Raw genomic sequence first — 24962 nt, 5'->3', positions numbered from 1 at the left:
CTGGGATCAATATTGAAACGTGTTTATAGTCAATCAAGAGACAACCTGGCCTTGTGAACGCATACCGCATCACTTATCCATCTTCACCACAGAACGAAATGGAAAATCTACCCTTTCCCCGCAGCGAATACGAGCGACGCATTGACCGTTTTCAAGAAAGCATGCAGCGTCGTCAGCTTGATGCGCTGGTTTTTACTACGCCCGCTAATTTTCGTTACGCCACTGGCTTGAACAGCCAGTTTTGGGAGAGCCCTACTCGACCTTGGTTTCTGGTTATCCCACGCACAGGCTCATCGATTGCCGTCGTTCCGGCGCTTGCCGAAGTCCCAATGAAGCAATGTGTATTCGGAAGCATCGAATCATGGATGTCGCCGTGTCCAGAGGACGAGGGTGTAAGCCTACTTACCTCGGTGCTTCAACGTCTTCCGAACCGTTTCGGAAAGATAGGATTCGAACTTGGTCGTGAATCGACGCTTCGAATGCCGATCCTTGACTTTTTCCGCATTCGCGACAATCTGACGAGTTTCCAAATTGTCGACGGGTCCCCATGTATCTGGGAGGTCAGGAATGTTAAGTCAAAACTGGAGATCGAAAAGATCCGCAGCATTTGTCAACTCGTTAGCCAATCCTTCGAAGCAGTCCCTTCGTTCGCACGACAAGGTATGACTGAAGCGGAGGTAGGTCAACGTTTCACTATTGACATCTTGGATCGTGGCGCACACACGATACCTTATCTTGCTTGTGCTTCAGGACCCGGCGGATACGATCAGGTGATCACACGAGGAAAGAACCGCACTCTCAGCGAAGGCGATGTATTGATTATGGACGTTGGTGCCACGATCGACGGCTACCACTGCGACTTCGATCGCAACTACGCGATCGGGAATATCTCAGACGCGGCGGATAATGCAAACGAAGCGGTGTGGAACGCGACCAACGCCGGAATCAACGCAGCTCGCCCCGGTGCTAAAGTCTCGGACGTTTGGCGAGCCATGATGCGCGTGTTGGAAGATGAAGGAATGCAAAGCAACAACGCCGGGCGCATGGGTCATGGTCTCGGCCTTCAACTCACAGAACCACCGTCTAACTGCGCGGATGACGAAGCAGTCCTTCAGCCTGGAATGGTGATCACGATTGAGCCGGGAATGGAGTATCAGGAGGGCAAGATGATCTTCCATGAAGAGAACATCGCAATTACGGAGGACGGCATGCCGGATCTCTTGACTGTCCGAGCGCCTCGAGAGATGTGGCGGGTTCGTTAGAGCGAAGTGTTCACAGGCAAAAATGCGTTGCCTGACATTTTCCTGATACCCCTGCAATTAAGTTTCCGCGCATGAGTCACTACCCGAAGGCAACCAATTGATGATGCAATATGCAACCAACGTCGACGGCAGCGACAAGCAACAGCAACGCGATAGCGATGCGGTCCAATGGACACGACGGCTGGTCGGATTTGATACGGTCAGCCACAAAAGCAACTTGGCGCTTATCGATCTCGTCGCCGGCCATCTCAAGACGATCGGCCTCGACGTCACGGTCCTCCCCGATGGTAGTGGTCAGTGGGCCAACATACTGGCCACCTTACCTGCGCAGGACGGGAGCCGAACGGGAGGGCTTATTCTCTCCGGGCACACCGACGTTGTCCCGGTAGACGGGCAAGACTGGTTGACCGATCCATTTTGCGCCGAAATCCGGGAGGCGCGCATCTATGGACGCGGCGCGTGCGATATGAAAGGCTTCATCGGCGTAACGCTCGCGCTTATTCAACGCCTAGCGAAGCTGCCACACGAAAAGCCGGTGCATTTGGCTTTCTCGTTCGATGAGGAGGTCGGATGTACGGGAATCCCCATATTGATCGAGGAACTAGCACGCCGAGGGTTGAATGCCGAAGGCTGTGTCGTCGGCGAACCTACAGATATGTTGCCGGTATATGCTCATAAAGGCCAGAGCGCTTATCGCTGCTGCGTGCACGGAAAAGCGGCGCACTCTTCATTGACCCCCTACGGCGTCAATGCAATCGAGTATGCATCATTGCTGGTAAGACATGTCCGCGACACTGCAGATGATCTAAGAAGGACCGGCCCCTTTGACAATGCATTCGATGTTCCCTACTCCACCGCACAGACAGGGTTGATATCGGGTGGCATCGCGACCAACACTGTTCCCGATACGTGCGAGCTAAGCTTCGAGTTCCGTACCTTACCCGGTGTAGATCCAGACGACTGTTTTCAGCGAGTGAGAGAGTACGCGTACCAATCCGTACTTCCCCAAATGAAAGAAGAGAACCAAGCGTGCAACATTGAGTTCTCGCGTATCGCTGACGTGCCAGCATTCGAGGCTCCCGATGAGGCTCAACTCACGAAAGTCGTCAGACAGTTGCAGCAAGATTTTGTGCCTCGGAAAGTGGCGTATGGCACGGAGGCCGGGTTCTTTTCGAAGGCACAAATCCCCACACTCATTTGCGGGCCGGGAAGCATTTCGCATGCACATAAAGCAAACGAGTTCATATCTCTTGAACAACTTCGCTCCTGCGAGGTCTTCCTGAACAACCTCATTAGTTACTTTTGCAAACGCACTTCGGCATGACTTTGAGTAGTTCGATATGGGCGTCTTAGACTTGTATTCAGGATAACAAACATTGCAGGAATATTTGCACTGATGTAACGTAGACAAGTTCCAACATGCAGTATGGAAGAGTTCGTCTTCAAGACGGCGCCGACGGAGCAACCGCCCCGGAAACTCTCAGGCGAAAAGGACCGTGCTGTTGGAGCATCTGGAGAGCGGCGCTGCGCGCGCCCACCGAAGGGGAGCCATTGTTCGATTGAGTAATGGCGAAACTCTCAGGTACATGAACAGATGGTGCATTGAGCCAACCACAAATCAGTGGCCGGCGTTCTAAACCATCTGGGAAAACCATGTCACGTATTGCTATCATCGGCGCCGGCGTTACTGGCGTCACCACCGCGTATTCGCTTTTGCAACGCGGTCATCAAGTCACCGTCTTCGAACGTCACCGCTATGTGGCTATGGAGACCTCGTTCGCCAATGGCGGCCAACTTTCCGCATGCAATGCGGAAGTCTGGAACAGCAGCGCAACGATATTGAAAGGCATCCGCTGGATGTTAGATCGTGACGCTCCCCTCCTCCTCAATCCGAAACCAAGCTGGCACAAGTACAGTTGGATCGGCGAGTTTGTACGTCAGATTCCTCGGTACAAGGAAAACACTATCGAAACTGTCCGACTCGCAATTGCTGCGCGTGATCCTTTTTTCAGCATTGCCGAGCGAGAAGGCATCGAGTTCGACCTTGAGCGTCGGGGCATACTCCATGTCTACGGAACGCGTAAGGAGTTCGACGCAGCTGCGCGCGTGAACGAGATACTGCGCGAAGGTGGCTTAGTCAGAAATCCGGTGTCCCCTGAAGAAATCGCTTCTATTGAACCGAGTCTTTCAGGCGAGTTTTACGGGGGGTTTTTTACCGAATCCGATTCGACCGGCGACATCCATAAGTTTGTGCGCGGATTATCCGCAGCTTGCGAACGGCAAGGGGTCGTGTTCAAGTACGAGGCGCTGGTCCGTTCAATAGCGCATGACAGTCACGACAAGATCGTTATTTCCTTGGAGCAGGGCGAGCAGGTCTTCGACGCTATGGTCATCTGTGCAGGGGTGGCAAGCCGGGCGTTTGCCTCGATGTTGGGTGATCGAGTGAACATCTATCCGGTCAAAGGATATTCAATCACTGTCAATCTAGAAGATGAACAGAGTCAAAGCTCCGCTCCATGGGTCAGCTTGCTCGATGACCGGGCAAAGATTGTTACCAGTCGACTCGGTCCGACTCGATTGCGCGTTGCCGGAACTGCAGAGTTCAATGGAATGAATCGCGACATTCGTGCAGATCGCGTGGCCCCGCTTGTGGAGTGGACTCGACGGCATTTTCCCGGCGTCTCCACTTCCAGCGTGATTCCATGGGCGGGCCTCAGACCTATGATGCCTAGTATGTTGCCGCGGGTCGGACGGGGGCAGCGTCCAGGCGTCTTCTACAATACCGGTCATGGGCACTTGGGATGGACCCTATCGGCTGCGACCGCTGAGACGGTGGCTCAAGCAATTGATAGATAGAGACAATGGGAACGGCCGGCTGTGAAGCCGGCCGGTGTTGAGAAGTAACGCTCTATATACTGCTCAGTCCGCTCACTTACAGTAAAGACTGCGCTGATTTGAATGCGGCGATGACGCGCTCGATATCCTGCTCCGAATGCGCGGCGCTGACCTGCATTCGAATGCGGGCAGCGCCATTCGGCACAACCGGATAAGAGAATGGAACGACTAGGATCCCAAGCGACCTGAGATGATCGGCAACGCGCACCGCGACGGCGGCGTCTCCCGTGATCACCGGCACAATCGGATGATTGGTTCCGGAGACGGTGTATCCAAGTTCTTTTAGTCCCAATCGTAGCTGCAGCGTTCGCTCAACCAGATTCTTTCGCAGATCCTCGCCTTTTTCGGCCAGCTCGATGGCAACGAGCGAGGCTTCGCAGATGGCTGGCATAAGGGAGTTTGAAAACAAATATGGCCGGGCGCGCTGCCTAAGCCATGCGATGATCTCAGGTCGTCCCGAAACATATCCGCCGGACGCACCACCAAGTGCCTTACCGAGCGTTCCCGTGACTATGTCAACTTTGTGTTCGAGCCCGAACAAAGAGGGTGTGCCTCGACCGTGCGGACCAATGAAGCCGACCGCATGTGAATCGTCCACCATCACCAATGCGCCGTAACGCTCTGCTAGCTCGCAAATCCCCGATAGGTTCGCAACGACCCCATCCATCGAGAATACGCCATCGGTCACGATAAGCACTGTCCGGCACTGGCGGGCGTCTTTTAAGCCCTGCTCAAGTTCTTCCATGTCGTTGTTGGCATATCGGAACCTTTGCGCTTTGCACAGGCGAACACCGTCTATGATGCTAGCGTGATTGAGACTATCGCTAATCACGGCATCCTCAGCACCAAGCAATGCCTCAAAAATCCCTGCGTTCGCGTCGAAGCACGAACTGAACAAGATCGTATCTGCCGTACGAAGGAACTCGCTGATTCGTCGTTCCAGGCTGCGATGGACCGTATTAGTCCCGCAGATAAAGCGCACGGATGACATTCCGAAGCCGTGCTCATCGAGAGCCGCGCGAGCGGCTTCGACGATAGCAGGGTGATTTGCGAATCCGAGGTAATTATTCGCGCACATGTTGAGAAGGCGCTTCTCACCCGTGTCTTGGAGCTGAATTTCCGCCCCTTGAGGAGAAGTGATCTCGCCTTCGACCTTATAAAGGTTGCGCGATGAGAGGTCCTTAAGATCGTTCCGAAGTCTTTCAGTTAGTGACTGCTTCATACCCGACCTCGCCTTACGCGTACGTGACAGCCGTCGACCATGCCGGATCATCGTGTTTTGCCCAGTAAAGATCCATGAGACGGCGAGTCACAGGGCCAACGTTTCCGTCGGCAATGACGGCATCATCGATCCGGGTGACCGGCATGATGCCACCGGCTGTCGACGTAATGAACACTTCGTCAGCCGCTTTGAGCGCGTGTCGATCGACGTCCGCGGCCGTAACCTTCAAGCCCAATTCTGCGCTCAGGTCGAAAACAGTTCGACGAGTGATGCCAGGCAGAACGCCGAAGGCTGGCGTCAGAAGGTCTCCACGTTTGACGACAAAGACGTTGAAGCCCGGACCTTCTGCAATAAAGCCGTTCGTATCCAAAACGAGCGTTGTCTCTGCTCCCATGTCGTAGGCCTCAAGTAGCCCTTTGACGAGATCCAGCCAATGATAATTCTTGATTTTCGGATCAACCGACTTTGGGGGAATGCGAACGGTGTCACTGATGGCGACATGCAAGCCCCGTTGCAGTTGCTCTTCGTTGGCCACGGAGCCGTACGGAACTGCAAAAGCAATAAATCTATTTTCAGATTGCCGCGGATCTCGACTGAACGTGGGCGACGACCCGCGCGTGCAGATCATCTCTACGTAAGACGCCCTATGTCCAGACAGAGCGACGCAATTTGCGAGAATCGCAGCAATTTGATCGCGATCATATGGCAGTTTCATTCGGAGGCGTTCCATTCCGCCGAAGAAGCGATCTAAATGCAAGTCGAGACGAAAGAAACGTCCGTTCCACACGTGTACAGTGTCATACGTTGCGTCAGAGTGGAGAAAACCCCAATCTAGGACGGAGATTTTAGCTTCTGACATCGGCAGATACTGACCGTCCATGAAAGCGACTCCGTGCGGATAGCGTCGATGGTCATTGTGTCGGGTCGTTACAGCGGGCAGCGAGGTTTCGAGCCCTGAAGTGGCGTTGGTCATTTCGATCTCGGGACAGAGACGTTGGTCACGCTCATTTAGTGTAACGAACGTCTGGTGATATAGAGTGAGTCAAGCATTAAAGGCAGGTTTTTTCCTTGTCGACCAGCGACTGTTTAGCGTCTGCCGATCTGGTTACATGGAAGCTCACACAAAATGCTACCTGCGGAAAAAGTATAACCACGTACCGCGCTCGAGAAATTCATAGTTGAGCGCCGTCTCGCGGGATCATTGCGTAATCGATGATTAAATGCAGATTTTTTGTTCCACGGCCAAAAGGTTGGCGGCAGGTGTCAGCAGCTGCCAGAGAAGCATCGCGCTCTCGCTGATCAATTTGACTTGCCCTGCTTCTTGAGGCTTGGCTCGTGCAGACAGTCACGCGTTGCCACACTCTATTGCACGACTGCGGTGAACCCCTAGACGTTCAGACGTTTGCGCAAGTGCTTTGAACCAAAAATCGCTACAAGTGCATGATTGTTGCGACACGTCCCCTATTTTCGCGTGGATCGATATCAAAACTTGGGTATAGTCAACGTACAGAGTGCTCACCCGTATGTACTACCCTCTCAGCAAGAAGCAACCATAGAGCGGGCGATTTGGCACACACAGTGTCGATAACAATAGCGCGCTGGACACAGGTTTGAAGAAACATGCCATTGCTAATTCCCGTGCGATCTCCGGCGAAAAACGTCGTATCAACAGAGCGGCTCTTATGGAATTGTCGCTGCGTAACTATCTCTGTTTGTTCGCGCTACAGACAGAACACGGCACGGCGTTCCATGTCGGGACAATTGTGCGGACGATGTTCGATTCGTTTTTCCTCTTCGATGCTGGGTTCGGGGAAGGCGATTTGGCGACTTACACGGCAGTGGACCTTAAGCTCGGGGAGGTCGTCTTGTCATTCTTCCCTGGACGACCGTGGCGCCTTAGTTCAGACGCCGTGTTGTCGGTTGCACGCTTGCTAAACCTCTTTGACAACCCGCTTCAAACGGCGCCTGTGAGTGAGATTGTCACTGCGCACAGGCTAGCGGAAGCAAACTTCCAAGCGCCGTCGGACAAGCGGCTCTCAATCGCTGCGCTTGTTCAGAGTTCGAAATGCAATGGCGCGGAAGTTCCATCTTTCGCTATTGCATAAAGAAACTGTGGCGCGACGCTTGACACTCGTCCCTTCAACCGCTGAACCATCAACCTCGAGAGGAACATATGAAGAAAATCGATACAGCGCAGGCTCCATCGGCTATCGGCCCATACTCGCAAGCCATTGCAAAGGACGGCTTTCTGTTCGTGTCAGGGCAGCTTTCGCTTGACCCGGCCACCGGCGAGATTGCTGGGGCGAACGCTGCGCAGCAAATCGAACAGGGCTTGAGAAACATGAGCGCCATCGCGGCGGCCGCCGGTACGTCGCTCGCGAAGACAGTGAAGACCACCGTCTTGTTGACCGACTTGGGTGAATTTGCCGCAGTCAACGAGGTTTATGGTCGCTTCTTCAGTGAACCATATCCAGCGCGTGCTTGCTATCAGGTGGTCGCGCTGCCAAAGGGAGCTCGTGTCGAGGTAGAGGCCGTGATCGCGCTCAGCTGATCCGAACTGTAAATTGACCCCGTCAATTGACCTTGTGGGTGCATCTGCGACAGCCGATGTACTGGACTTGTCTTTCTTCGATAGCGGTCGCTCAGTCGAATACTCTTCACGGTTGCGCGTGGTGCCGATAGCCGTGGCCTCCAGTGCCGCTGCGAGGGCGGCTTGTTCGCCTCACTGTGGCCGCGGACGTCGAGCGCAGTTGTAGCTGACTTAGCACTTCAAGGTTCTTCACAATGGTCACCAGGTTCGGATCATAATCTCCTCGTTAGAAATTCGTTCAATTTTCTAGATCGTTGTTCGCCTTTGCATAACTATCCTTGTCCAACGAGGACGCGATAACGGCGGCGTTTCAGTGGTTCCTTCCGAAGCATGCATCTGCGGCCTCAGCCGGCGACAGGCCACCGTGGAAGTAGCCTTGGAGACGCTTTATGAGCGTCGCATCAGGGTGAAACGGCGGGCGCACAAGATTCGCTGCGACGGCGGCATCGTACCAGGCACACGTCCATACCTCCAGCTCCCGAGCGTATTCGAGCGTTAGCGGTTCCGACTCATCAAGCATTTTTTAACTCCACTCATTCCTAGACTTGCCAGGCGTTAGATCGACCCGCAGATGCCTCAATCTCGCTGCACTCGGAGGAAACACTCATCGCCGGACGCTCGGGCTCAGGCGGGAACACGCACCAAGCGCCGTCATGGTGGCGGAAGAAGAAAATTGCAAGCGGACCTGCAGGTCTCGATGCCTCGACGCAGATATACCCTCTGGGACTCGAGCTTGTCCGACTGAATCGGGTTATGCGAACCGGCATCGCCGGCGTTGGCGCAAACCATTTTTCGACCAGCGTACGCAAAGACTTCTCCGCCTTTTCCATGGGTTTCCCCTTCAAACTCGATCCCGGTGACGCAGTAGCGGCTTGCTGCAATCGCCATTGCGCAGCTTGTGCCACCGGAAATTCGATCACTTCGCGCAATCCGCAGAGGCTTGTCTCGACAACGTGTCGATGGACAACATGACGCATACCTTGCATGCGAATTTCTAACTCAGGACACTAGCCGGGGTAGGCTTACTCGTAGGAGTATCGACCGCGAATGAGCTCAAAGCGCAAACCACCGGACCGGCGCAGCCAACTTATCTTCGCCCGCGCCCGGCAAAGATGGCACTAGAATACTTTGACGTCCTCTGCGAAGAAGGTGACGGCGACTGGACGCCCGACCGCGAATTCAGTAGAGCCAAAGGAACGGCTGTTTTTGCATACAACTAGCATTCTAGTCGCATCCGTTAGCTGGACAATGATGTGGGAGTCTGCGCCAAGCGGCGCGACATCCGCTACCGTGCCTTGAATAACATTTACGTTATCTCCTGTCTGCCGCGACTGATCGTTGCCTCCGAAAGCAAGTTCGACGTTCTCGGGTCGCACACATAAGCGCAATGGGCCGGATTGAGCCGCCGTCTTTGTTGCAAGTGCCCGGACGATAATGCCGTCGTCGGTCCTGCATGATATAAGTCCGTTAGAGCTCGAACCTTCACAGCTGGCTGAAAACCAGTTCGAGCGTCCGATGAAGTCCGCCACAAATTGATCTTTTGGGTTGTCATAGATATCTGAAGGCGTTCCTCGTTGGACGATCCGCCCAGACTTCATCACTACGACCTCATCTCCCAAACTCAGCGCTTCTTCTTGATCATGGGTGACAACAATCGTAGTCGCTCCTACCGAGCTGAGGATTTCCTTTAGCTCTAACCGCAACTCGACCCGAAGCTTGGCGTCAAGGGCGGAGAGAGGTTCGTCCAATAGCACGATCTGCGGGTCTGTCGCTAATGCCCGAGCCAGTCCAATGCGTTGTTGCTGACCGCCGCTCATCTGAGAAGGGTATCGGTCACCCATGCTCTCAAGACGCACAAGCGACAGCATTTGCTGGGTCTTCGCGGGGACGTCTGCTTTCGGGTAACCGCGATGACGCAGCCCGTAAGCGACGTTTTGCGCCGCGGTCATATGGGGAAATAGCGCATAGTCCTGGAAGAGAAGCCCAACGTTGCGTTCATAAGGCTTCATGCGGCCTACGTCATCGCCGGCGATACGGACTGTTCCGCGGTCAACTGTCGTGAAGCCTGCAATGACGCGGAGGGTGGTTGTCTTGCCGCAACCGCTGGGCCCCAAAATTGAGATTGTTTTGCCTTTTTCGATGGCCAAAGAGACATCGTCCATGGCGTGAAAATCGCCATACTTCTTCGTAACACCTGATAGTTCCAAGACGTTCATTTGTCTTCCGTCCTATAAAGACTTTGTCCCATCACTTTCTCCAGCCCGATTACCCTATCCAAGATTAACAGTAGAACGAGGGTTAGAACCATGAGGAATACTGCCGCCGCGGCAACCGTTAAATCGAAGCTGGATCGAATAAGGCTCACCAGCGCGATCGGCAATGTGAACGTGTTGTAGTCGCTTGCAAACATGCTGATTGCCACATCGTCCATGGAATAGGCGAAGGCAAAAATAGCGCCGGCTGCAATTCCGTTCTTGGCAAGAGGCAAGGTCACTGAGAAAAGCGCCTGCCGTTCATTCGCGCCTAGACTCAGTGCAGCATCTCTGAGCGAAGGATTAATACCCGCCAATCCTATCAACGTCATTCGAACCGTATAAGGAATCGTAATGATCAGATGGCCAAGAAGGATGCGCCAAAACGCTGGGATAGGCGTGAACGACAATACCAGCAACAGCGCGAACCCGATAATAACAGAAGGTAATACAAGCGGCGAAAGAAACAACGTGGTGACAAGATCTCGCTTACCGGGCTGCATCTCTACGATAGAGAGTGCAGCCATGGTTCCTACGACAGTGGATATGACCGTTGCCGCTACGGCGATCAAGACACTTGTCTTAAAACCATTAATGATGTAGTCGCTAGTCAAAAGCTTTGAAAACCATTGCGTCGACAAGCCAGGCGGCGGAAACGGTCCAAAGTATGCTCGGCTGTCGAACGCCATCAGCGTAGTGACGATCACCGGGAATATCAAGAAGATGGCCGTCACAACGATCAAAATTCCTACAATCACGCCCGCCGGCGCGTCTAAGACTCGCTTAAAATTTTGCATTCTTAACGAGTTAACATTAACCGGCGCCTCTAAGACTCTTTTCATGTTTTGCATTTTCACCGTGTTCCCGTTGGATCCAATTTCCCCGCTACGCGAGACAGCAAGAATATCAACGCAAAAGATAGGATCATCATGACAACGGAAATGGCCGCGCCGCTAGGGTAGTCTGCCACCTCGCTGAATCGACTGTAGACGAGGTTTGAAACAAACAACACTTTCCCTTTACCGAGAATCCATGGGATTACAAACGCGCTTATACCAAGCGTGACCGATACGATGAACGCAGATATGATACTCCTCGCGCACATTGGCAATGTGATTGTCAAATGAGCTCCGAACGTCGAAGCGCCAAGCGATTCCGCAGCCTCATGTAACCGCGGATTGAGCTTCTGTATCCCGCCGATCAATATCAACATCGACATTGGAATCGCGTAGTGCAGCAGCCCCGCGATGACGACGCAGTCCAAATAAAATCCGCTGTTCATGTTGATGCCCAGTGCACGAAGCACGGGAGCTACTACTCCCGTATTTCCGAAGGTCAGCTGAATCGAATAGACACGCACAATCGCACTGAGGAACATCAGTCCGACAATTCCAGAAATCAAAGTCTTGCGCCATGTCTGGGACGGGTGACGCGCGACATAATAACTCGCAGGAAACGCGAAAATAGTTGCTAGAATAGAGGCTACAAATGACAGCCAGTATGTTTTCAGGAAAAAAATCGCATAGACCGACTTGAAGATTTCCGTGTAATTGACTAACGTCCGTGGGGCATTTGCCACGGCGCCAACGCGCCCCGGCGTGAACGTCTGGAAGCTTTCATTAAGCACGGCTAACATCGGCAAAACTAGAAACAAGCCGAAAATTAGAAGCGCCGGAAGCAGTAGCAATGCTTTGGTGCGCCAGCTTTTCATTCAAAACTCCAAAAAACCAAACGTGCCGACGGAAGCGCTGTGCAGATTCACAGAAGCGGAGCGATTTCCTGTTCCCAACGCTTCAACCAGGCATCCGACTGGGACGATACGTACGACCAATCCGGGATATACGCATATTTATCCATTTCCTCAGAATTGAACACCATATACTTCAGCTCTGCTGGGACGACGGATTTAGTGTTGACTGGAATTCCGTCAATGCCTTTGTTAAATTCTGCGTTGTTGACGGGATCGATCGCGAAGTTAGCGAATTTGAACGCGCCGTCAGCGTTCCCGCCTTTTAGTACGCACCAGCCTTCTTGATAAATGAAAGCTCGAAATCCCGTCTTAGGATCAAGCTTAATTAAGTTCTTCAGCTTCACGGTACGTCCCAACTTACTCGCCAACGAACCGGCCTGGAAGGCCACACAGGTTTCTCCTGAACCGATCGACGTAGTAACGTCAGTGTCGGCGTTCGCAACACGACCAATGTTGCCCGACTTCGCGAGCTTCTTGACGAAGTCCCAAGCTGGTTCCATGTTCTTCTCATTTCCTCCGCGATGGAGGGCGATCGAGATCATCTGGGTGTTCGAGTTCAGGATCGGAGACGGAAACAGAATCTTTCCAGCTAGTCGCGGATCTAATAGGTCATCCAACGTCCGGATCGCAAATGGGGCGTTGTCTTCACGATAGAACCAATGGAAGGCAGTCAGCGTTCGCGGAATGTTGACGATATGTCCCGCAGCGTCCGCCACCAACAATTTTTTTGGAATGTCAGCAAGGTTCGGTACCTTAGCGGCGGTAACCGGCTCCGCCCACCCTTCTCGCGCCACAACCTGCCAAGATACATCCCATCCTGTTAATAGATCAATTCCTGGCTTGGGCCAAGTCGCCTTGATCTTCGGCAGAATCGCGGCAGCGCCACCCGCATGCAATTGCCAATTGATCGACACGTCAGACTGCTTTGCTGCAATACGCTTTATCGAGTCGATATAAGCGCCGCCCCATTCGATCGCCGTAATGGTCGATGCAGCGAAGGCTTGATTAATTTCCGCGAACGGCGTTCCTATTAGCGCTGCGGCAGTTGCAGTTGTCTTAATGAAATTGCGGCGTGAAATAGACATTTTTGCTTCCTTTATGCTGTGAGTTGTCACGGGACGGGGGCCGCCACCGGCGGTGGTGGTCCTAATCAACTGAGAGTAGTTAGCAAGCGTCCGTAACCACTCAAGGGTCGTTTAAACCCCGCTAGCGTCAACGCATCCCACAACATCGCCTGGTGAGCAGTAATCACTGGTACACCGAGCCTCTGCTCCAGGTCGTGAATAACGGATGAGGTGCGGAAACCGGTGCATGGGATAAACAGCGCGTCGGCTGCAGGATCAACAGCAACCTGCGCTGCCTCAGAGATGCATTGAGGCGCTATGTTGCCTATCTCATAGTCGTTTTCGATGTGGAATGACGTGCTCCCTACAACCGAGACCCCAGCCTTCTCGACGCACCGAATCATAATTTCGGCAACGTCGTCCGGATACGGGGTCAACATTGACACTTTCCGAATGCCTAGCGCTTTGAAAGCGCGCAAAGCGCCAGTCATCGGAGATGTGAGTTTTGCACCCGGTACCGACGCGTGCAGTTTCGCTTCAAGCTCTTCTTGGCTGCTGATGGCGGAGCCGGACGTGCATGCATAGGCAAACACATCTATGCACCCTGGGGGGTCATACAGGGTCCCCGCCTGCGCGATCTCAAGTGCGTGGCCGGCGAGGTTTTCGATCGTGATTGGGTTATGCGTTTTGATTCTGGTCGTTGCGAGCGTGATGCCGTCAGGGGGCAGCATTCGGCGCAACTCGTATTCTGTAACGATGTCACTTGATAGCGTAATCAAACCGATCGCTATCTGGTCGGACATTCCCGTGTCGAACTGAGGTTCGACATGTCGTGCAGAAAATTCAGTCTCGTTGTTCATGGTAATTTGAACGTCGTTTAGTAGTTACGGAAGCGTTAGTGGTCAGCGCCCGCTTGCCTATCAAGTCCAAATTCATCGATAACCAGTCATGAAGCGACGGACTCGTGAGTCCGTCGACATCTCTCTATATGAACTTGGTGTAAGGTCGTGAACGATCACGCCGCCTTCCATGAAGACGACACGATCAGAAACCTTCATAGCGAAGTCAATTTCATGGGTGACGATGACCATGGTCATTCCTTCACGAGCGAGCCCTTCGATAATGCCGAGCACCTCGCCTACCAACTCAGGATCGAGGGCGGAGGTCGGCTCGTCAAACAGGACGACCGAGGGCTCCATAGCGAGCGCCCGCGCTATCGCGACCCGTTGTTGTTGTCCACCGGACAGCTGGTGCGGGTACTTACCTGCGTGCGCGCCCATGCCAACTTTATTGAGCAAAGTCATTCCATGGCTTTGTAACTCAGCGCCTTTCTTCTTCCCGTGATAGCCGGGTGCAAGAGTCACGTTGTCGAGAACGGTCAGATGGGGGAAAAGGTTAAACCCTTGAAAGACCATGCCGAGCTCGGAAATCGCATGTCGGTAGTTGGCGCGAGACCGATTTCCATGCGATTCACTTCGTGACCCGAGAAACGGCTTGCCATGCAAGCGTACGTGTCCTTCGTCGATCGTTTCGAGTCCATTGAACGTCCGAATCAAGGTAGTCTTGCCAGACCCAGACGGTCCAATAATGGAAATTACTTCACCGCTTTTGACAGTAAGATCGATTCCTCTCAGCACGTGATGCGGCCCGTAGGATTTCTGAATGTTCACGGCTTCGAGAGCGGGCGCCTTCTTGCGTACCTGCGTGGCCACTGCGATCGGAAGAACCTTATCTCCACGTGAGGTATCGGCGGTCCCAACACTTCCAGACCGACTGGTGAAGTCGAGGCGCTTCTCCAACCAGGTAAGCAGGTAGCCAAAACCTGTCACGATGACGACGTAGTAGAAAGCGACGGCTAACATCGTCTCGAGCACCTTGAAGTTCTGGGTGTATAGACGCTCACCGACCAGCAGGATTTCTTCAAGTGAGATAACAGACACTAGCGACGTCAGCTTGACGATACCGATGTATTCGTTGATTAGAGCCGGAAGTGCGATGCGAAATGCCTGCGGCATCACAACTAGTCGTTGCAGCCCGAAGTAGCCAATACCTAGCGCTCGGCCCGCCTCTAATTGTCCTCTGTTAACGCCAGCGAGGCCGCCTCGATGAATCTCGGCAATGTACGCCGTTTCGCTAAGCGCCAACGCAACGAGGCCCGCGCAAAAAGCATTGGAGAAAAAGCTTCCCGTCCACGGGAACATCTGAGGCAGGTTGTAGACAAAAATGAGCAGCACGAGCAGCGGCAAACTGCGAAAAAGCCACACGTACGCCCGGCAAACGTATCGCACCGGGACCCACGGCGCTTGTTTCCCAAGCGCAATCAAGAACCCAGCGACGATTCCAATCAACCATGCCGCCAGACTCAACTTGATAACAAGCCAAGCAGCGGCCCAGAAATCAGAGAACGTAAGCAGCGAGAGCGCATATCGCCAGTCGAAGATCATCGCCGCCCTTTATGTCAAAGATCCGTCTCGAAGGGTGAGATCAGCTTGCCGCGCCAGTGGCGTTCGCAACATCCGCTGCCGTCGGCTCGGTCAAGTGATACTTGCCGAGGATTTCCTGGTACTCGCCTTTACTTTTCATCTCGGAAATCGCTGATTCGATGGCAGTTTTCAAGGCGGTATTCCCTTTCTTGAGCGCGAGCCCGCAAAGCACCGGATCGATCGGACCATTGGACGTGATGTGAAGCCTCCCGCCTGAGCGTTCGGCGATCATTCCTGCAATCGCCATGTCGTCATATTGGACATCCACGCCTCCGGAAAGGACCGCTTGAGCGGCTTCCGCAGAGGTGTCAAATTCTCGAACCGCGATAGCAGGCTTCCCGGTACCCTCACACGACTTCTTGGAAACGTCGTTGAGCGATTTAACTAACGCACCGCCTTTGATAGTCGCAACTCTTTTGCCGCACAGTTCGGCTAGCGATTTGGGGGAAAACCCGTTTGAGGCACTTCCAAGTACCGCACCGCCGGTCATGAAATAAGGGACAAAGTCCACAACTTTGGCGCGCTCGGGGGTCACATAGAGCCCGGATGCGACGAGGTCGTACCGGCCCCCGGTTACGCCAAGAATGAGATTCGCAAAGCGCGTGTCGACGAATTTGGGAGTGGTCCGCATATGCGACGCGAGCTTTGCCACGAAGTCCGCATCGAAACCTGCCGGCTTTCCATTGTCGAGGTACGTGTAGGGTGGCAGAGTCTCGTCGCTGCCGACGGACAGAACGCCTGCGATCAGCGTCGGAGCTGCCTTTGCAGCACCGCTAGACAGAAAGCTGCCGACGATGAGCGAAGACATCGCTAAGCTGCGGAAAAGCTTCGATTTCATTGAAACCTCGCGGGGCTAATAGTCTGTTCCAAGGGAGCGTGGAATCTGCGCCGTTGCATCTAGATAGTCGCCGCAAACGGGGACTATCTTTGCTTCCTGGGAGGGGCGCGAGATCACGCTTCGTTACAAAGACTATATCGACGTTTCAATATTGATCCGGGCAAAGATGACCTGCGGCTTGCAATATTTTTGCGTGTATAGGAGCTTTTTGATTGTTTCCCCCGGCGCGCTTGTGCCGATTAGGGGAAACCAGAGTTCGACCGAGTGACGACCTGCAGCGAATTGGGAGTCTTTGCGTTCCGATTTTCCATCGCTAAGGCGTTTCAGAGGAATCCCAATTAAGCGTTGCAGCAACTCGCGGACGGGCGAGCTAAGCGTCCCTCAGTCGAAATCTTCTGGATCAATAGGGAAAGCGAAACTGGCCTTAACTCGGTCCATAACCACCATTGTCTTGAAGCTCTTAATGTCCGGGTTTTCGCGAAAAAACCGGCGCGTGAACTGCTCGTAATCGGCCATGGTTTTCGCCGTGATGACCAGTACGAAATCCGCGTCGCCTGTCGCGTAATAGCCCATCATGACTTCTCGCGTCGTGCGCACCGTGTGCTTGAAGCGGTCAACAATGTCTGCTCGCTCGCGCTCTAGTGCTACCAGTACGACCATTGTGACTGAGCGGCCTAAAGCCTCCGGCGAGACGATCGCGACTTCTGCTTCAATAATTCCTTCACTACGGAGCCGTTTGAGCCGCCGCTGGCAGGCCGACGGCGAGAGATTGACTTGGCTGCCCAGCTCATCCATCGTGAGGCGGACATTGTTTTGAAGTAATTCGAGAATTGCGGCGTCAGTACGATCGAGGCTGGCCATGCAAGGTTTTTGCGAGAAGGTGGGGACTGTGCATCTTTATAGACTAACAAGCAGAAAGCGTGCAGTCAAATTGCTGCTTCAGCGTGCCAGTCGAATGAGGCGTCGAAGGGCGCATTCCAGTCGTACGAGATGCATGTCGGGCGTTACACATTGACAAGGCGACATCGATGCTACTGCAACTGACGAACTCCGGCGGACGGCGGGAACTGGCCCAGATGGAATGGACACCGCCCTCCCTCCGGGGATGTGAGCCTCGTTGAGGGCCCCCAGAACCGAGGCATCAATGTGCCAAAGTGGAGTTGCAACACAACCACTTGAGGAACGGAGGCCCCAAATGAATGTTACGACCTATGGACTGGATGTTGCAAAGCGCGTGTTCCAGATGTACTGGGTTGATGCACAAACCGGTGAGGCCAAATCGCCGGTTCGGACGTGACGACCTGATCACGTTTCTGGCACAGCGCCCTGCTGGTCGAGTGGCGCTCGAGGCCTGCGGAAGCGCTCATTGGTGGGCACGTAAGATTCAGGCGCTCGGGCATCAGGTAGTGCTCTTGCATGCCCAGTTCATCCGGCCATTCGTGCAAACGAACAAGACCGACGCAGCGGACGCCAAAGCAATATGGACTGCCGTTCTTCCAGAACGGCTTCACTCAGCACGTTGCTCTCCTATGAAAACCTTCGTGAACGGGATTGTCAGGCCGCCGGAGCGTGCCGAGGCAACTTGACGCGGGTTCTCGTGCTTTGGTCGCAAGTTTGATAGCGACCGCCGGGACGCTGCTGGCCTACGGCTCTCGACGATCGAAGTAGCCGACTTCGCTCAGAAACTGGGCCGCGCCGTCAACGAGGCTGGACTGGCCGGGCTGGCGCTCGTTACTCCTGCCGACTTGCGTCGACGGCAACATCCCGTCGACGATCAGGTCCGGCAGACGCGTCGATCTCATTGCTTCGTGAAAACCAGTTGAGGGTTTCTTGCCCGACTGGGCGAGGAGGCAGTCGATCGCGGCGCCCGCGATCAGGTCGGCCATCTGAAGCGGTGCGTGATACGCTGAATCGGCGAACTCCAGGTTGCGGATTCGCAGCGGCAGTTCCACCTGACGCGTTCCGTAGCCGAACGTCCGCTTCGCGGCAGGCGTCATCAGCGCACGTAGAAACGGCTCGTGCCGCCGGAGCGGCTTTGACTGGTCATGCGTTACGTCAAAGAGGCTGGGGCCGGACTCCATCCACTTGTTGATCATCATGATGAAAAGATCCGGCGCAGGGTCGAACGTGTGCATCGGAAACGGTTTGAGGAATTCGCCGATGCGCCCGAACGAGAGTACAAGGCCAGTCGCAAAGTCACGGCTGCCCTCAGGCGCGGCGAGAAACGCCGTGCGAAGCGTCTGATCGAATTCAGCATAGGCGGTGGTGTTGCGCTCCCGTATCGCACGCAAAAAGGAGCGTTGCACTTTTTCCCAGGCGCCGTCCGGGAAGATGGTGTGCCCGGCGTGATACCAGACGTTCACCCTAGAAACGGCAGTTGAAGGTTTGAAATCAGGCGCCAAGGCAATGCGGGCAACGGTCTTCGGAAGTCTGGCAAACTCACCCGATGGGTGAAAAGACAGACCGGGATATTGCGGCGGCACCGGACGCCGAACCGATGATTGTCGACACGATGGGCGGGCGCATGCACGTGCATTGGGACGAGGCCGCGCACGCGACGCCAAACGGCCAGCTGGTGTTCTTTGCCGAGTTTCTCGCGACCGCCGGCGTGTTCGATGCGTGGGTCGATGCTTGTCCGCTCGTGCATCGCGGCGGCAATACGTCGGACAAACGTGACGTGCTGGGCACGCTGGTGCTCGCGGTCCTTGCTGGCCACCGCCGCTATGCTCACGTGACGGCACTGCGCGGTGACGCGGTAGCGGCGCAGGCGCTGGGTATGAAGCGCACCGTCAGCGAGGACACCGTGCGACGCTCGCTGTTGCAGATCGATGCGGTGGCCAGCGAGGCGTGGATGCGCCCGGCGCTGATGAACAGCGTACGCGAGGCGCTCGCGACGCCGTGGATCATGGACATCGACGCGAGCATCAAGCCGCTGTACGGACGTCAGGAAGGCGCGGAACTGGGCTACAACCCGCACAAGCCGGGGCGTCCGAGCCACGTGCTGCACACCTTCTGGGTCAGCACCCTGCGGCTGGTGCTGGACGTGCAGGTGAGCCCGGGCAACCAGCATGCGTCGCTGCACGCCAGGGAGGGGCTCGGTCGACTGCTCGACGAACTGGATGGGTGTCGCCCGGTGCTGGTACGAGGCGACTGCGGCTATGGAAACGAAGGTGTTCTGGCCGTGCTGGAGCAACGGGCGCAGCCCTACCTGCTTCGTTTGCGCCAGACCAGGAATGCGAAGCGTCTGATTACCCGGCTGGCGGGGCGCAGCAGCTGGGGGCAGGCGGATGCCCAGGGATGCCAGGCGATCGAAAGCGAACTGCGGCTGGACGGCTGGTCGCGCACACGCCGCGTGGTCGTCGTGCGCCGCCGGATTCGTGACGACGTGGTGAACGCGCCGCGCAAGGATCAGCAACAGCTTCGGCTGCCGATCGCCGACGTGGCGGTGCTCGACGCCCATCAGATGTGGGAGTACACGATCCTCGTCACCAACGCACCGTATCCGCTGGACTCGATCGCGCAGTTGTACCGCGACCGCGGCGATTGCGAGAACGGCTTCGACGAACTGAAGAACCAGTGGGGCCTGGGCGGCTTCACGACGCAGGACATCACGCGCTGCCAGACGACGGCCCGGATCGGCGCGCTGGTCTACAACTGGTGGTCGTGGTACTGCCGCGCCGCTCATCCGCAAGGTCGGCTCGAAGCGGTGACGAGCCGGCCGCTGCTGCTGGCCGCCGTCGGTACGAGCGCCAGCCACGCTGGCGGCACCCGGCTCTATCTCACGCCGTTGCATGCGATGACGCAGACCATCCGTGCGCTGGTGGGCAATATCCGCAAGGCACTGCAGCATGTCAGACAGCTCGCGGAGCAATCACCGAAACTCGATCGCTGGCGCGCGCTGCTGCGCTACATCTGCGCACAGATCGTCCCTTCGAAATTGCCTCGGATTACTCATGATCTGCTTGTTGCCTCGGGGTGATCGCCGTTTTTAGGTTCACCAGTCCCACGTGGGCGTCCCCGTCATAGAGGTCAAGCCCATTTTCATAGACTGTCGGCTCGATCAGCTTGTCGACGAGATGGGTGATGAGGTAATACCGCTTGTCGGTCACCAAGGCTTTCGAGCTCGCCCGCGTGAGGTCGGGCGAGGCAAAAAACAGCAGCAACGCTGCCTGTCCGTCGCGGCTCCTCTGTAGCTTGGTGTACTTAGCCTCAGTCTGTTTCTGACGCAAAAGGGGTCGCACAAGCTCCGCGGCGCGTTCGCTATCCAGACACGTGCTGGCCAGTGCAAAGAGGGGCTGGTCAACATTGAGGAGGTCGACACCCGTGTTACCTGATTCGTCGCAAAACAGATGCATGTCGCTCCTACACAAAATGAGACGTCAGCGGTTCGCTCAGGTCTGCTACTGCGCGAGTGCGTCACAAACACGTCCCCAAAACGCTATCGCTCCCCCGGGGCCGTACACGTGATCATCGGCGCTGAGGACCTACAGGTGAGGTAGCAGCTTCGGTTCGTATTCTTCGCCCTCGTCCGGCGGGGGCGCCAGGTTCAGGTAGCTCTCCCAAAAGGCGAGCGCGCGATCGGCAAGATGAAGTGTCGTCAGGAACGGTTCGCCCACTTCCGACTGCTCCGCGTCCGAAAGCTCGACGATCAGCAACGTCTCAACGTAGTCGTTCGCGTAGTCGTCCTCCGCGTATCCGCTGCTGACGATGTTCTGGACGGACGGGTGTTGCACCGACTCCGCCGCAAAGTGCTTCGAGCCGTTAGCCACGCGGGAGACGATCCGCAGAACAGGACTGCTTTTGCGCAGCGCCGCCTGCTTCGCTTTCGGGCCTTTGTCCATGCCAGGGAATACCCAGTCCAGCATATGTTCGGCCGTAACGAAAAAGTCGAACGCCGCGTACGGATCGCGCGGCTCCAGCGCCACGCGCTTGGGGTCGTGCACGAGCTTCAGGTAAAGGTCTGCAGGCTGCTGGAGTTTCGCGAAACCCTTGAACGGGGTGGTCATCATCATTTTTCTCCAGGCGATCGGACCGGCGACCGCGAACGGCTTCAGTGCGAACTGCTCGTCCTCACGTGCGTCAGGACATCGCGCCGTTCGCCCGGCGTGAAGCCATGACGGTCAAGCAACTCAACCAGCGTCAGCAACACTTCCATTGTCGACACGCCCGGTTCGCCCCAGTGCATGCTGATTGCGCGGGTGCGACCGTTCTCTGCAGCCGCCCGGCGCCAGTCATCCGAGGCCAGCACCGCGGCACGCCATCCCGCGCGATCGGCAAAGCGCACCTCACGTCGATCGAGATCTGCGAGGAAGCTGTCGACTTCGGTCTGTTGCGTCTCGGCGCTTTTGACGGTGCCCAGAATCGCATCGTTGATGTTGCGCGCCGCGACGATCAGTTCCCGCTGCCCCTTTGCGATCAGTTCGATCTTTTCGTTGCTCACCGGCAAGCGGCCGTCGGAATACAGCTCAAGCCGCGCCTGCTGGCGAGCAACCATCTCGATCCAGGCGGCCTGATGCTCAATCAGGGTTTCGAGTCTCTTCTTGCGTTCGGCTTCGTTCATATCGGATAGGGGCTGGCTGATTGAGGGGTCAACCCGCTGCTCTGCGCAGCGAGACAGCGAGCATACGCCACTGGCGCGCGCCCTTCGCACACCAGCGGCAAAAAAGCGATCGTTTTCCCGGCCAGCCATTCTGCACATCTGATAACTGGAGTTATCACGAATGTGAAGTTTGCTCGTCAGATTTCGCACGTTCCGCTACACTTCGCTGGAACGCCCGCCGGGCAAGGGTCCGCGGGCGACTCCAATCTTGTGAGGCAAAGGATTCCCTGATGACGCCACCGAAGATCGACCCGACGAATCCGAAGGCGCTGCTGCATGAGTTGTTCGACGACGATCGCTGGGTCAAGGATCAGTTTGCCGAGCGGCTGGGCGAGCCGATCCTCGACCTGTGCGAGGCCCTGGCGGCCTGCTTCCGCCTCGTGCCGTTGCTCAATGAAGCCGCCAACAGGACGGGAACGATACGCGCCGCGTTCGTCGCGGGGTTCGTGTATGGCGTGCTCGACGACATCCTGATCTCGACCAAGCTGCTGCTGACCTGCAAGCTGCCCGCTTCGGGCAACGTGATGCGCCAGGTGGTCGAAGGCATTGCCATGCCAATCCTTTGCTCCGCTGACAGCCCGGCGACCGTCAGGCAGGCAACGAAGAAAAAGAACGAGGTCAGGGCGCTGTACTGGGAGCGGCTGGAGCAAGACGACACCTGCACGCAGCGCCATCTTGCACTCAGCCAGCTGGAATGGAACGCTCTCGCGCTGGGTGTGAGCGCCGGAGTGGTCGAGCGCCTGCGTCTGGCCAAGAACCACTACAACATCTTCACTCATTGCGGCAAGGTGACGATCGCCAGCCGGATGGCCCTCGAGCAGGTCGGCGCAGCCTACGTCGACGGCCACTTCGACCTGGCAAAGCGGGGCGGAGATCGCAACGAGCTGGATCAGCGCATCGGCCTGTGCCGGGTGCTGCCGCCCTTCATCGAACGCATGCTGGCCGCGATCACCCCACCGGCCGCCGCGCCCGGCGCGACCGCGCAACACGCGGAGCCGGCATGAAGCCGGCCGTACGCCGCCTCACGCGACAGCATTTCGCCCTGTATCGCGGCTGGCTGGAAGGCGCGACGATCGAAGGGCTGCATGCCGCCTACGGCGAGCCGGGCACCGACGTCCGGGTCACGCGCCGGCTGGTCGCCACGCTGCGTGATGCGCTCGCGGCCGCCGCGCGGCGCGCGCGCGACATCGAGGCCGCGCACCTGCTGCGCCTGAAACCCGGCAGTATCCCGCCCGCCGAGCTGCACGGCCGTGACGACACCCCGTCCCTCGAGGACTATCGCGCGCAGGTTGACCCGGAAGGCGTCTATGGCGAGGCCGAGCTGCTGGAACTCTACCGCGCCGATTTCCCCCCCGAGAATTCACCCCGCGTCGACCGGAAAATCGCCCGCAACGCGCGCCTGCGCGCCCGCCAGGCTGCGGCGCTGGCCCGCATGGAAAAAGCACTCGCGGAGGCGCCCGCCCCGGACCATCCGCTCGACGGCTGGTTCGAGCCGACGCTGGCCGCCCGGCTCACCGCAGCCGGACTGTCGACGCTGGCCGATCTGCTCGCGCTGATCCGGCGCCGCCGGCACCGCTGGTACACGGGCGTGCCCTGGATGGGTCCCAGAGGAGCGCAGCGCGTCACCGCCTGGCTGTCGCTGCACGCCGCGTCATTGGGCGAAGAACTGTCGATACTTGCGACCACGCCACGCCGGCATCTCGCCGCCGGCCACCCGGCGCTCGCACGGCCACCCCAGCTGGGGACGTCGGTCGATATCGTCCCGCTGGAGTCGCTGCGCGTACCGAACGAATTCGACGGCTCGTGCGGCCTCAACCGTGCGCCCCTGCCCGCGCATCAGGCCGCACTCAACACGGACCTCGACGCCATCAACGCGTGGATCTCGATCCGCGGGTCCCGCAGCGAGCATACGGCGCGCGCCTACCGGCGCGAAGCGGAGCGCCTGCTGCTGTGGGCCGTGATCGTCAAACGCAAACCCCTGTCGTCATTGAATACGCCAGACTGCGGCGAATACATCAACGGCTTTCTGGCTGACCCACAGCCCGCCGAACGCTGGATTGTCAAGGGCAAGGCGGAACGGTTCGACCCCGCGTGGCGGCCCTTCGCCAAACCGCTGCCAGAGAGCAGCCGGGAAATCGCCCGCAAGCTGCTGTCGGCCATGTGTGGCTGGCTCGTCAAGCAGCAATACCTGCAGGTCAATCCTTTCTTGGGCCTGCCCAGGGTCGGCAGCCGGGGACCCGACATCGACGCGACCGGCCGCACACTGACGCACGCGCAATGGCGCTTTGTGCTGCAGACCGTGAGCCGTCCCAGGGCGACGCCTGCGGAGCAGCGTGACCAGTTCGCGCTGCTGCTGGCCTATGCGACCGGCCTGCGTCGCGCCGAACTGGTGGCCGCCACCACCGGGGCGCTGTCGCGCAAGGCACTGGATGGGGCGCTCGAGGACGCCTGGACGCTGAAGGTGAAGGGCAAGGGCAAGCGCGAGCGGGTCGTGCCGATGCCTGCCCGGCTGATCGACACCCTCGCCGGCCTGCTGCGCTCGCGCCCGACACCCTGCACGCTGGAGACGGCCCCGAAGGATACGCCGCTCATCGGCCATCTGAAGACGGACCGGCCGCTGACCCCGGACGCGCTGGCCCGGCTGTACAAGCGGATTTTTGAACGGGCAGCGCAGCAGCTCGAGCGCGTCTATCCCGGCGCCGCAGCCGATCTGCGGCAGGCGAGCACGCACTGGTTGCGCCACACCCACGCGAACCATTCGCTGGATGCGGGTAGCGATCTGCGCGACGTGCAGGCCGGCCTTGGCCATGCCAGTCTGGCGACTACAACGATCTACACGAAGGGCGACGCGGCCCGCCAGTACCGGGCGGTGGAGAAGTTTTACGAGGCAGGTCTCGTGACGGACCCGTCGCCCGTCTAGGGGAAAGTCTTCCGCGAGAAACCGCCTTTACGGCGGTTTTTTTCGCATGCGAAATGCCATCCGCAATTCGTCCGATCTCGAGCTCTT

The 24962-nt window shown here is 56.9% G+C and carries 22 protein-coding genes, 1 pseudogene and 1 riboswitch; of the genes and pseudogenes, 9 read left to right on the top strand and 14 right to left on the bottom strand.

Annotation, left to right across the window (positions count from 1 at the left end; all coding sequences use genetic code 11):
• The first annotated feature begins 98 nt into the window (after positions 1-98).
• From OKW39_RS43515 to OKW39_RS43505, 3 genes are all read left to right on the top strand, one after another.
• Positions 99-1262 carry a M24 family metallopeptidase gene (locus OKW39_RS43515; protein ID WP_429565623.1) on the top strand — a complete coding sequence of 388 codons (1164 nt, stop codon included), beginning with the start codon at positions 99-101 and terminating at the stop codon, positions 1260-1262.
• A gap of 100 nt (positions 1263-1362) precedes the next feature.
• Positions 1363-2586, top strand: a complete 1224-nt coding sequence (argE, locus tag OKW39_RS43510; RefSeq protein WP_429565622.1) for an acetylornithine deacetylase — start codon at positions 1363-1365, stop codon at positions 2584-2586.
• 93 nt (positions 2587-2679) lie between these two features.
• Positions 2680-2769: riboswitch (glycine riboswitch) on the top strand.
• 146 nt (positions 2770-2915) lie between these two features.
• Positions 2916-4118, top strand: a complete 1203-nt coding sequence (locus OKW39_RS43505) for a D-amino acid dehydrogenase (RefSeq protein WP_429565621.1) — start codon at positions 2916-2918, stop codon at positions 4116-4118.
• Between the two features lie 76 nt (positions 4119-4194).
• Here the strand turns inward: OKW39_RS43505 and OKW39_RS43500 are convergent, their stop codons facing one another.
• Positions 4195-5379: a glycine C-acetyltransferase gene (locus tag OKW39_RS43500; protein WP_429565620.1), complete on the bottom strand. Its 1185-nt coding sequence runs from the start codon at positions 5377-5379 to the stop codon at positions 4195-4197.
• A gap of 13 nt (positions 5380-5392) precedes the next feature.
• Complete coding sequence (locus tag OKW39_RS43495; protein WP_429565619.1) at positions 5393-6352, bottom strand: aminotransferase class IV; 960 nt, start codon at positions 6350-6352, stop codon at positions 5393-5395.
• A gap of 637 nt (positions 6353-6989) precedes the next feature.
• On the opposite strand from OKW39_RS43495, the gene OKW39_RS43490 reads away from it, so the two are divergent.
• Positions 6990-7484: a hypothetical protein gene (locus tag OKW39_RS43490; RefSeq protein ID WP_429565618.1), complete on the top strand. Its 495-nt coding sequence runs from the start codon at positions 6990-6992 to the stop codon at positions 7482-7484.
• Positions 7485-7552: 68 nt separating this feature from the next.
• Positions 7553-7930 (top strand): RidA family protein, encoded by a 378-nt coding sequence (locus OKW39_RS43485; protein WP_429565617.1) that lies wholly within the window; start codon positions 7553-7555, stop codon positions 7928-7930.
• A gap of 1157 nt (positions 7931-9087) precedes the next feature.
• On the opposite strand, the gene OKW39_RS43480 is transcribed toward OKW39_RS43485, so the two are convergent.
• The 8 genes from OKW39_RS43480 to OKW39_RS43445 all read right to left on the bottom strand — a co-directional run bounded on the left by OKW39_RS43480 (position 9088) and on the right by OKW39_RS43445 (position 17217).
• A complete protein-coding gene (locus tag OKW39_RS43480; protein WP_429565616.1) occupies positions 9088-10185 on the bottom strand; it encodes an ABC transporter ATP-binding protein in 1098 nt (365 codons plus the stop codon).
• Positions 10182-11072 carry an ABC transporter permease gene (locus tag OKW39_RS43475; protein ID WP_429565639.1) on the bottom strand — a complete coding sequence of 297 codons (891 nt, stop codon included), beginning with the start codon at positions 11070-11072 and terminating at the stop codon, positions 10182-10184. Before OKW39_RS43475 ends, OKW39_RS43480 begins: the two co-directional genes overlap by 4 nt.
• 2 nt (positions 11073-11074) lie before the next feature.
• A complete protein-coding gene (locus OKW39_RS43470; protein WP_429565615.1) occupies positions 11075-11932 on the bottom strand; it encodes an ABC transporter permease in 858 nt (285 codons plus the stop codon).
• A gap of 47 nt (positions 11933-11979) precedes the next feature.
• A complete protein-coding gene (locus tag OKW39_RS43465) occupies positions 11980-13056 on the bottom strand; it encodes an ABC transporter substrate-binding protein (RefSeq protein WP_429565614.1) in 1077 nt (358 codons plus the stop codon).
• Between the two features lie 65 nt (positions 13057-13121).
• The gene (locus OKW39_RS43460) at positions 13122-13895 is read right to left on the bottom strand and encodes a maleate cis-trans isomerase family protein (protein ID WP_429565613.1); all 774 of its coding nucleotides are present in this window, start codon (positions 13893-13895) and stop codon (positions 13122-13124) included.
• A 72-nt stretch (positions 13896-13967) separates the two neighbouring features.
• Complete coding sequence (locus OKW39_RS43455; protein WP_429565612.1) at positions 13968-15479, bottom strand: amino acid ABC transporter permease/ATP-binding protein; 1512 nt, start codon at positions 15477-15479, stop codon at positions 13968-13970.
• Positions 15480-15519: 40 nt separating this feature from the next.
• On the bottom strand, positions 15520-16356 hold the full coding sequence (locus tag OKW39_RS43450) for an ABC transporter substrate-binding protein (RefSeq protein WP_429565611.1): 837 nt from the start codon (positions 16354-16356) through the stop codon (positions 15520-15522).
• A 381-nt stretch (positions 16357-16737) separates the two neighbouring features.
• Positions 16738-17217: an Lrp/AsnC family transcriptional regulator gene (locus OKW39_RS43445; RefSeq protein WP_429565610.1), complete on the bottom strand. Its 480-nt coding sequence runs from the start codon at positions 17215-17217 to the stop codon at positions 16738-16740.
• A gap of 334 nt (positions 17218-17551) precedes the next feature.
• Here OKW39_RS43445 and OKW39_RS43440 point away from each other — a divergent pair.
• Positions 17552-17849 (top strand): annotated as a pseudogene (locus OKW39_RS43440) (IS110 family transposase); the annotation flags it as partial.
• A 150-nt stretch (positions 17850-17999) separates the two neighbouring features.
• Here OKW39_RS43440 and OKW39_RS43435 read toward each other — a convergent pair.
• Positions 18000-18719 (bottom strand): hypothetical protein, encoded by a 720-nt coding sequence (locus tag OKW39_RS43435; protein ID WP_429565609.1) that lies wholly within the window; start codon positions 18717-18719, stop codon positions 18000-18002.
• Between the two features lie 83 nt (positions 18720-18802).
• On the opposite strand from OKW39_RS43435, the gene OKW39_RS43430 reads away from it, so the two are divergent.
• Entirely contained in the window at positions 18803-20335 is a 1533-nt protein-coding gene (locus OKW39_RS43430) for a transposase (protein WP_429562411.1), read from the top strand.
• Here the strand turns inward: OKW39_RS43430 and OKW39_RS43425 are convergent.
• The 3 genes from OKW39_RS43425 to OKW39_RS43415 form a co-directional block, all read right to left on the bottom strand.
• Positions 20304-20711: a DUF3800 domain-containing protein gene (locus OKW39_RS43425; protein WP_429565608.1), complete on the bottom strand. Its 408-nt coding sequence runs from the start codon at positions 20709-20711 to the stop codon at positions 20304-20306. The two genes, OKW39_RS43430 and OKW39_RS43425, sit on opposite strands and share 32 nt — an antisense overlap.
• 129 nt (positions 20712-20840) lie before the next feature.
• Positions 20841-21362 carry a hypothetical protein gene (locus tag OKW39_RS43420; protein ID WP_429565607.1) on the bottom strand — a complete coding sequence of 174 codons (522 nt, stop codon included), beginning with the start codon at positions 21360-21362 and terminating at the stop codon, positions 20841-20843.
• Between the two features lie 44 nt (positions 21363-21406).
• Positions 21407-22045: a hypothetical protein gene (locus OKW39_RS43415; protein WP_429565606.1), complete on the bottom strand. Its 639-nt coding sequence runs from the start codon at positions 22043-22045 to the stop codon at positions 21407-21409.
• A 140-nt stretch (positions 22046-22185) separates the two neighbouring features.
• On the opposite strand from OKW39_RS43415, the gene OKW39_RS43410 reads away from it, so the two are divergent.
• Both OKW39_RS43410 and OKW39_RS43405 read left to right on the top strand, forming a co-directional pair.
• Positions 22186-22959: a hypothetical protein gene (locus OKW39_RS43410; protein WP_429565605.1), complete on the top strand. Its 774-nt coding sequence runs from the start codon at positions 22186-22188 to the stop codon at positions 22957-22959.
• A complete protein-coding gene (locus OKW39_RS43405) occupies positions 22956-24875 on the top strand; it encodes a phage integrase family protein (RefSeq protein WP_429565604.1) in 1920 nt (639 codons plus the stop codon). The genes OKW39_RS43410 and OKW39_RS43405 overlap by 4 nt, the downstream gene beginning before the upstream one ends.
• Positions 24876-24962: the final 87 nt, after the last annotated feature.

Source organism: Paraburkholderia sp. MM6662-R1 (assembly GCF_050436245.1).
Lineage (GTDB): Bacteria > Pseudomonadota > Gammaproteobacteria > Burkholderiales > Burkholderiaceae > Paraburkholderia > Paraburkholderia tuberum.
This window is presented reverse-complemented; position numbering and strand designations above follow the sequence as displayed.

Coding starts and splice junctions, on each gene's coding strand:
- OKW39_RS43515 (WP_429565623.1), top strand. CDS start 99: ATGGAAAATCTACCCTTTCCCCGCAGCGAATACGAGCGACGCATTGAC.
- argE (WP_429565622.1), top strand. CDS start 1,363: ATGATGCAATATGCAACCAACGTCGACGGCAGCGACAAGCAACAGCAA.
- OKW39_RS43505 (WP_429565621.1), top strand. CDS start 2,916: ATGTCACGTATTGCTATCATCGGCGCCGGCGTTACTGGCGTCACCACC.
- OKW39_RS43500 (WP_429565620.1), bottom strand. CDS start 5,379: ATGAAGCAGTCACTAACTGAAAGACTTCGGAACGATCTTAAGGACCTC.
- OKW39_RS43495 (WP_429565619.1), bottom strand. CDS start 6,352: ATGACCAACGCCACTTCAGGGCTCGAAACCTCGCTGCCCGCTGTAACG.
- OKW39_RS43485 (WP_429565617.1), top strand. CDS start 7,553: ATGAAGAAAATCGATACAGCGCAGGCTCCATCGGCTATCGGCCCATAC.
- OKW39_RS43480 (WP_429565616.1), bottom strand. CDS start 10,185: ATGAACGTCTTGGAACTATCAGGTGTTACGAAGAAGTATGGCGATTTT.
- OKW39_RS43475 (WP_429565639.1), bottom strand. CDS start 11,072: ATGCAAAACATGAAAAGAGTCTTAGAGGCGCCGGTTAATGTTAACTCG.
- OKW39_RS43470 (WP_429565615.1), bottom strand. CDS start 11,932: ATGAAAAGCTGGCGCACCAAAGCATTGCTACTGCTTCCGGCGCTTCTA.
- OKW39_RS43465 (WP_429565614.1), bottom strand. CDS start 13,056: ATGTCTATTTCACGCCGCAATTTCATTAAGACAACTGCAACTGCCGCA.
- OKW39_RS43460 (WP_429565613.1), bottom strand. CDS start 13,895: ATGAACAACGAGACTGAATTTTCTGCACGACATGTCGAACCTCAGTTC.
- OKW39_RS43455 (WP_429565612.1), bottom strand. CDS start 15,479: ATGATCTTCGACTGGCGATATGCGCTCTCGCTGCTTACGTTCTCTGAT.
- OKW39_RS43450 (WP_429565611.1), bottom strand. CDS start 16,356: ATGAAATCGAAGCTTTTCCGCAGCTTAGCGATGTCTTCGCTCATCGTC.
- OKW39_RS43445 (WP_429565610.1), bottom strand. CDS start 17,217: ATGGCCAGCCTCGATCGTACTGACGCCGCAATTCTCGAATTACTTCAA.
- OKW39_RS43430 (WP_429562411.1), top strand. CDS start 18,803: ATGGGTGAAAAGACAGACCGGGATATTGCGGCGGCACCGGACGCCGAA.
- OKW39_RS43425 (WP_429565608.1), bottom strand. CDS start 20,711: ATGCATCTGTTTTGCGACGAATCAGGTAACACGGGTGTCGACCTCCTC.
- OKW39_RS43420 (WP_429565607.1), bottom strand. CDS start 21,362: ATGACCACCCCGTTCAAGGGTTTCGCGAAACTCCAGCAGCCTGCAGAC.
- OKW39_RS43415 (WP_429565606.1), bottom strand. CDS start 22,045: ATGGCTGGCCGGGAAAACGATCGCTTTTTTGCCGCTGGTGTGCGAAGG.
- OKW39_RS43410 (WP_429565605.1), top strand. CDS start 22,186: ATGACGCCACCGAAGATCGACCCGACGAATCCGAAGGCGCTGCTGCAT.
- OKW39_RS43405 (WP_429565604.1), top strand. CDS start 22,956: ATGAAGCCGGCCGTACGCCGCCTCACGCGACAGCATTTCGCCCTGTAT.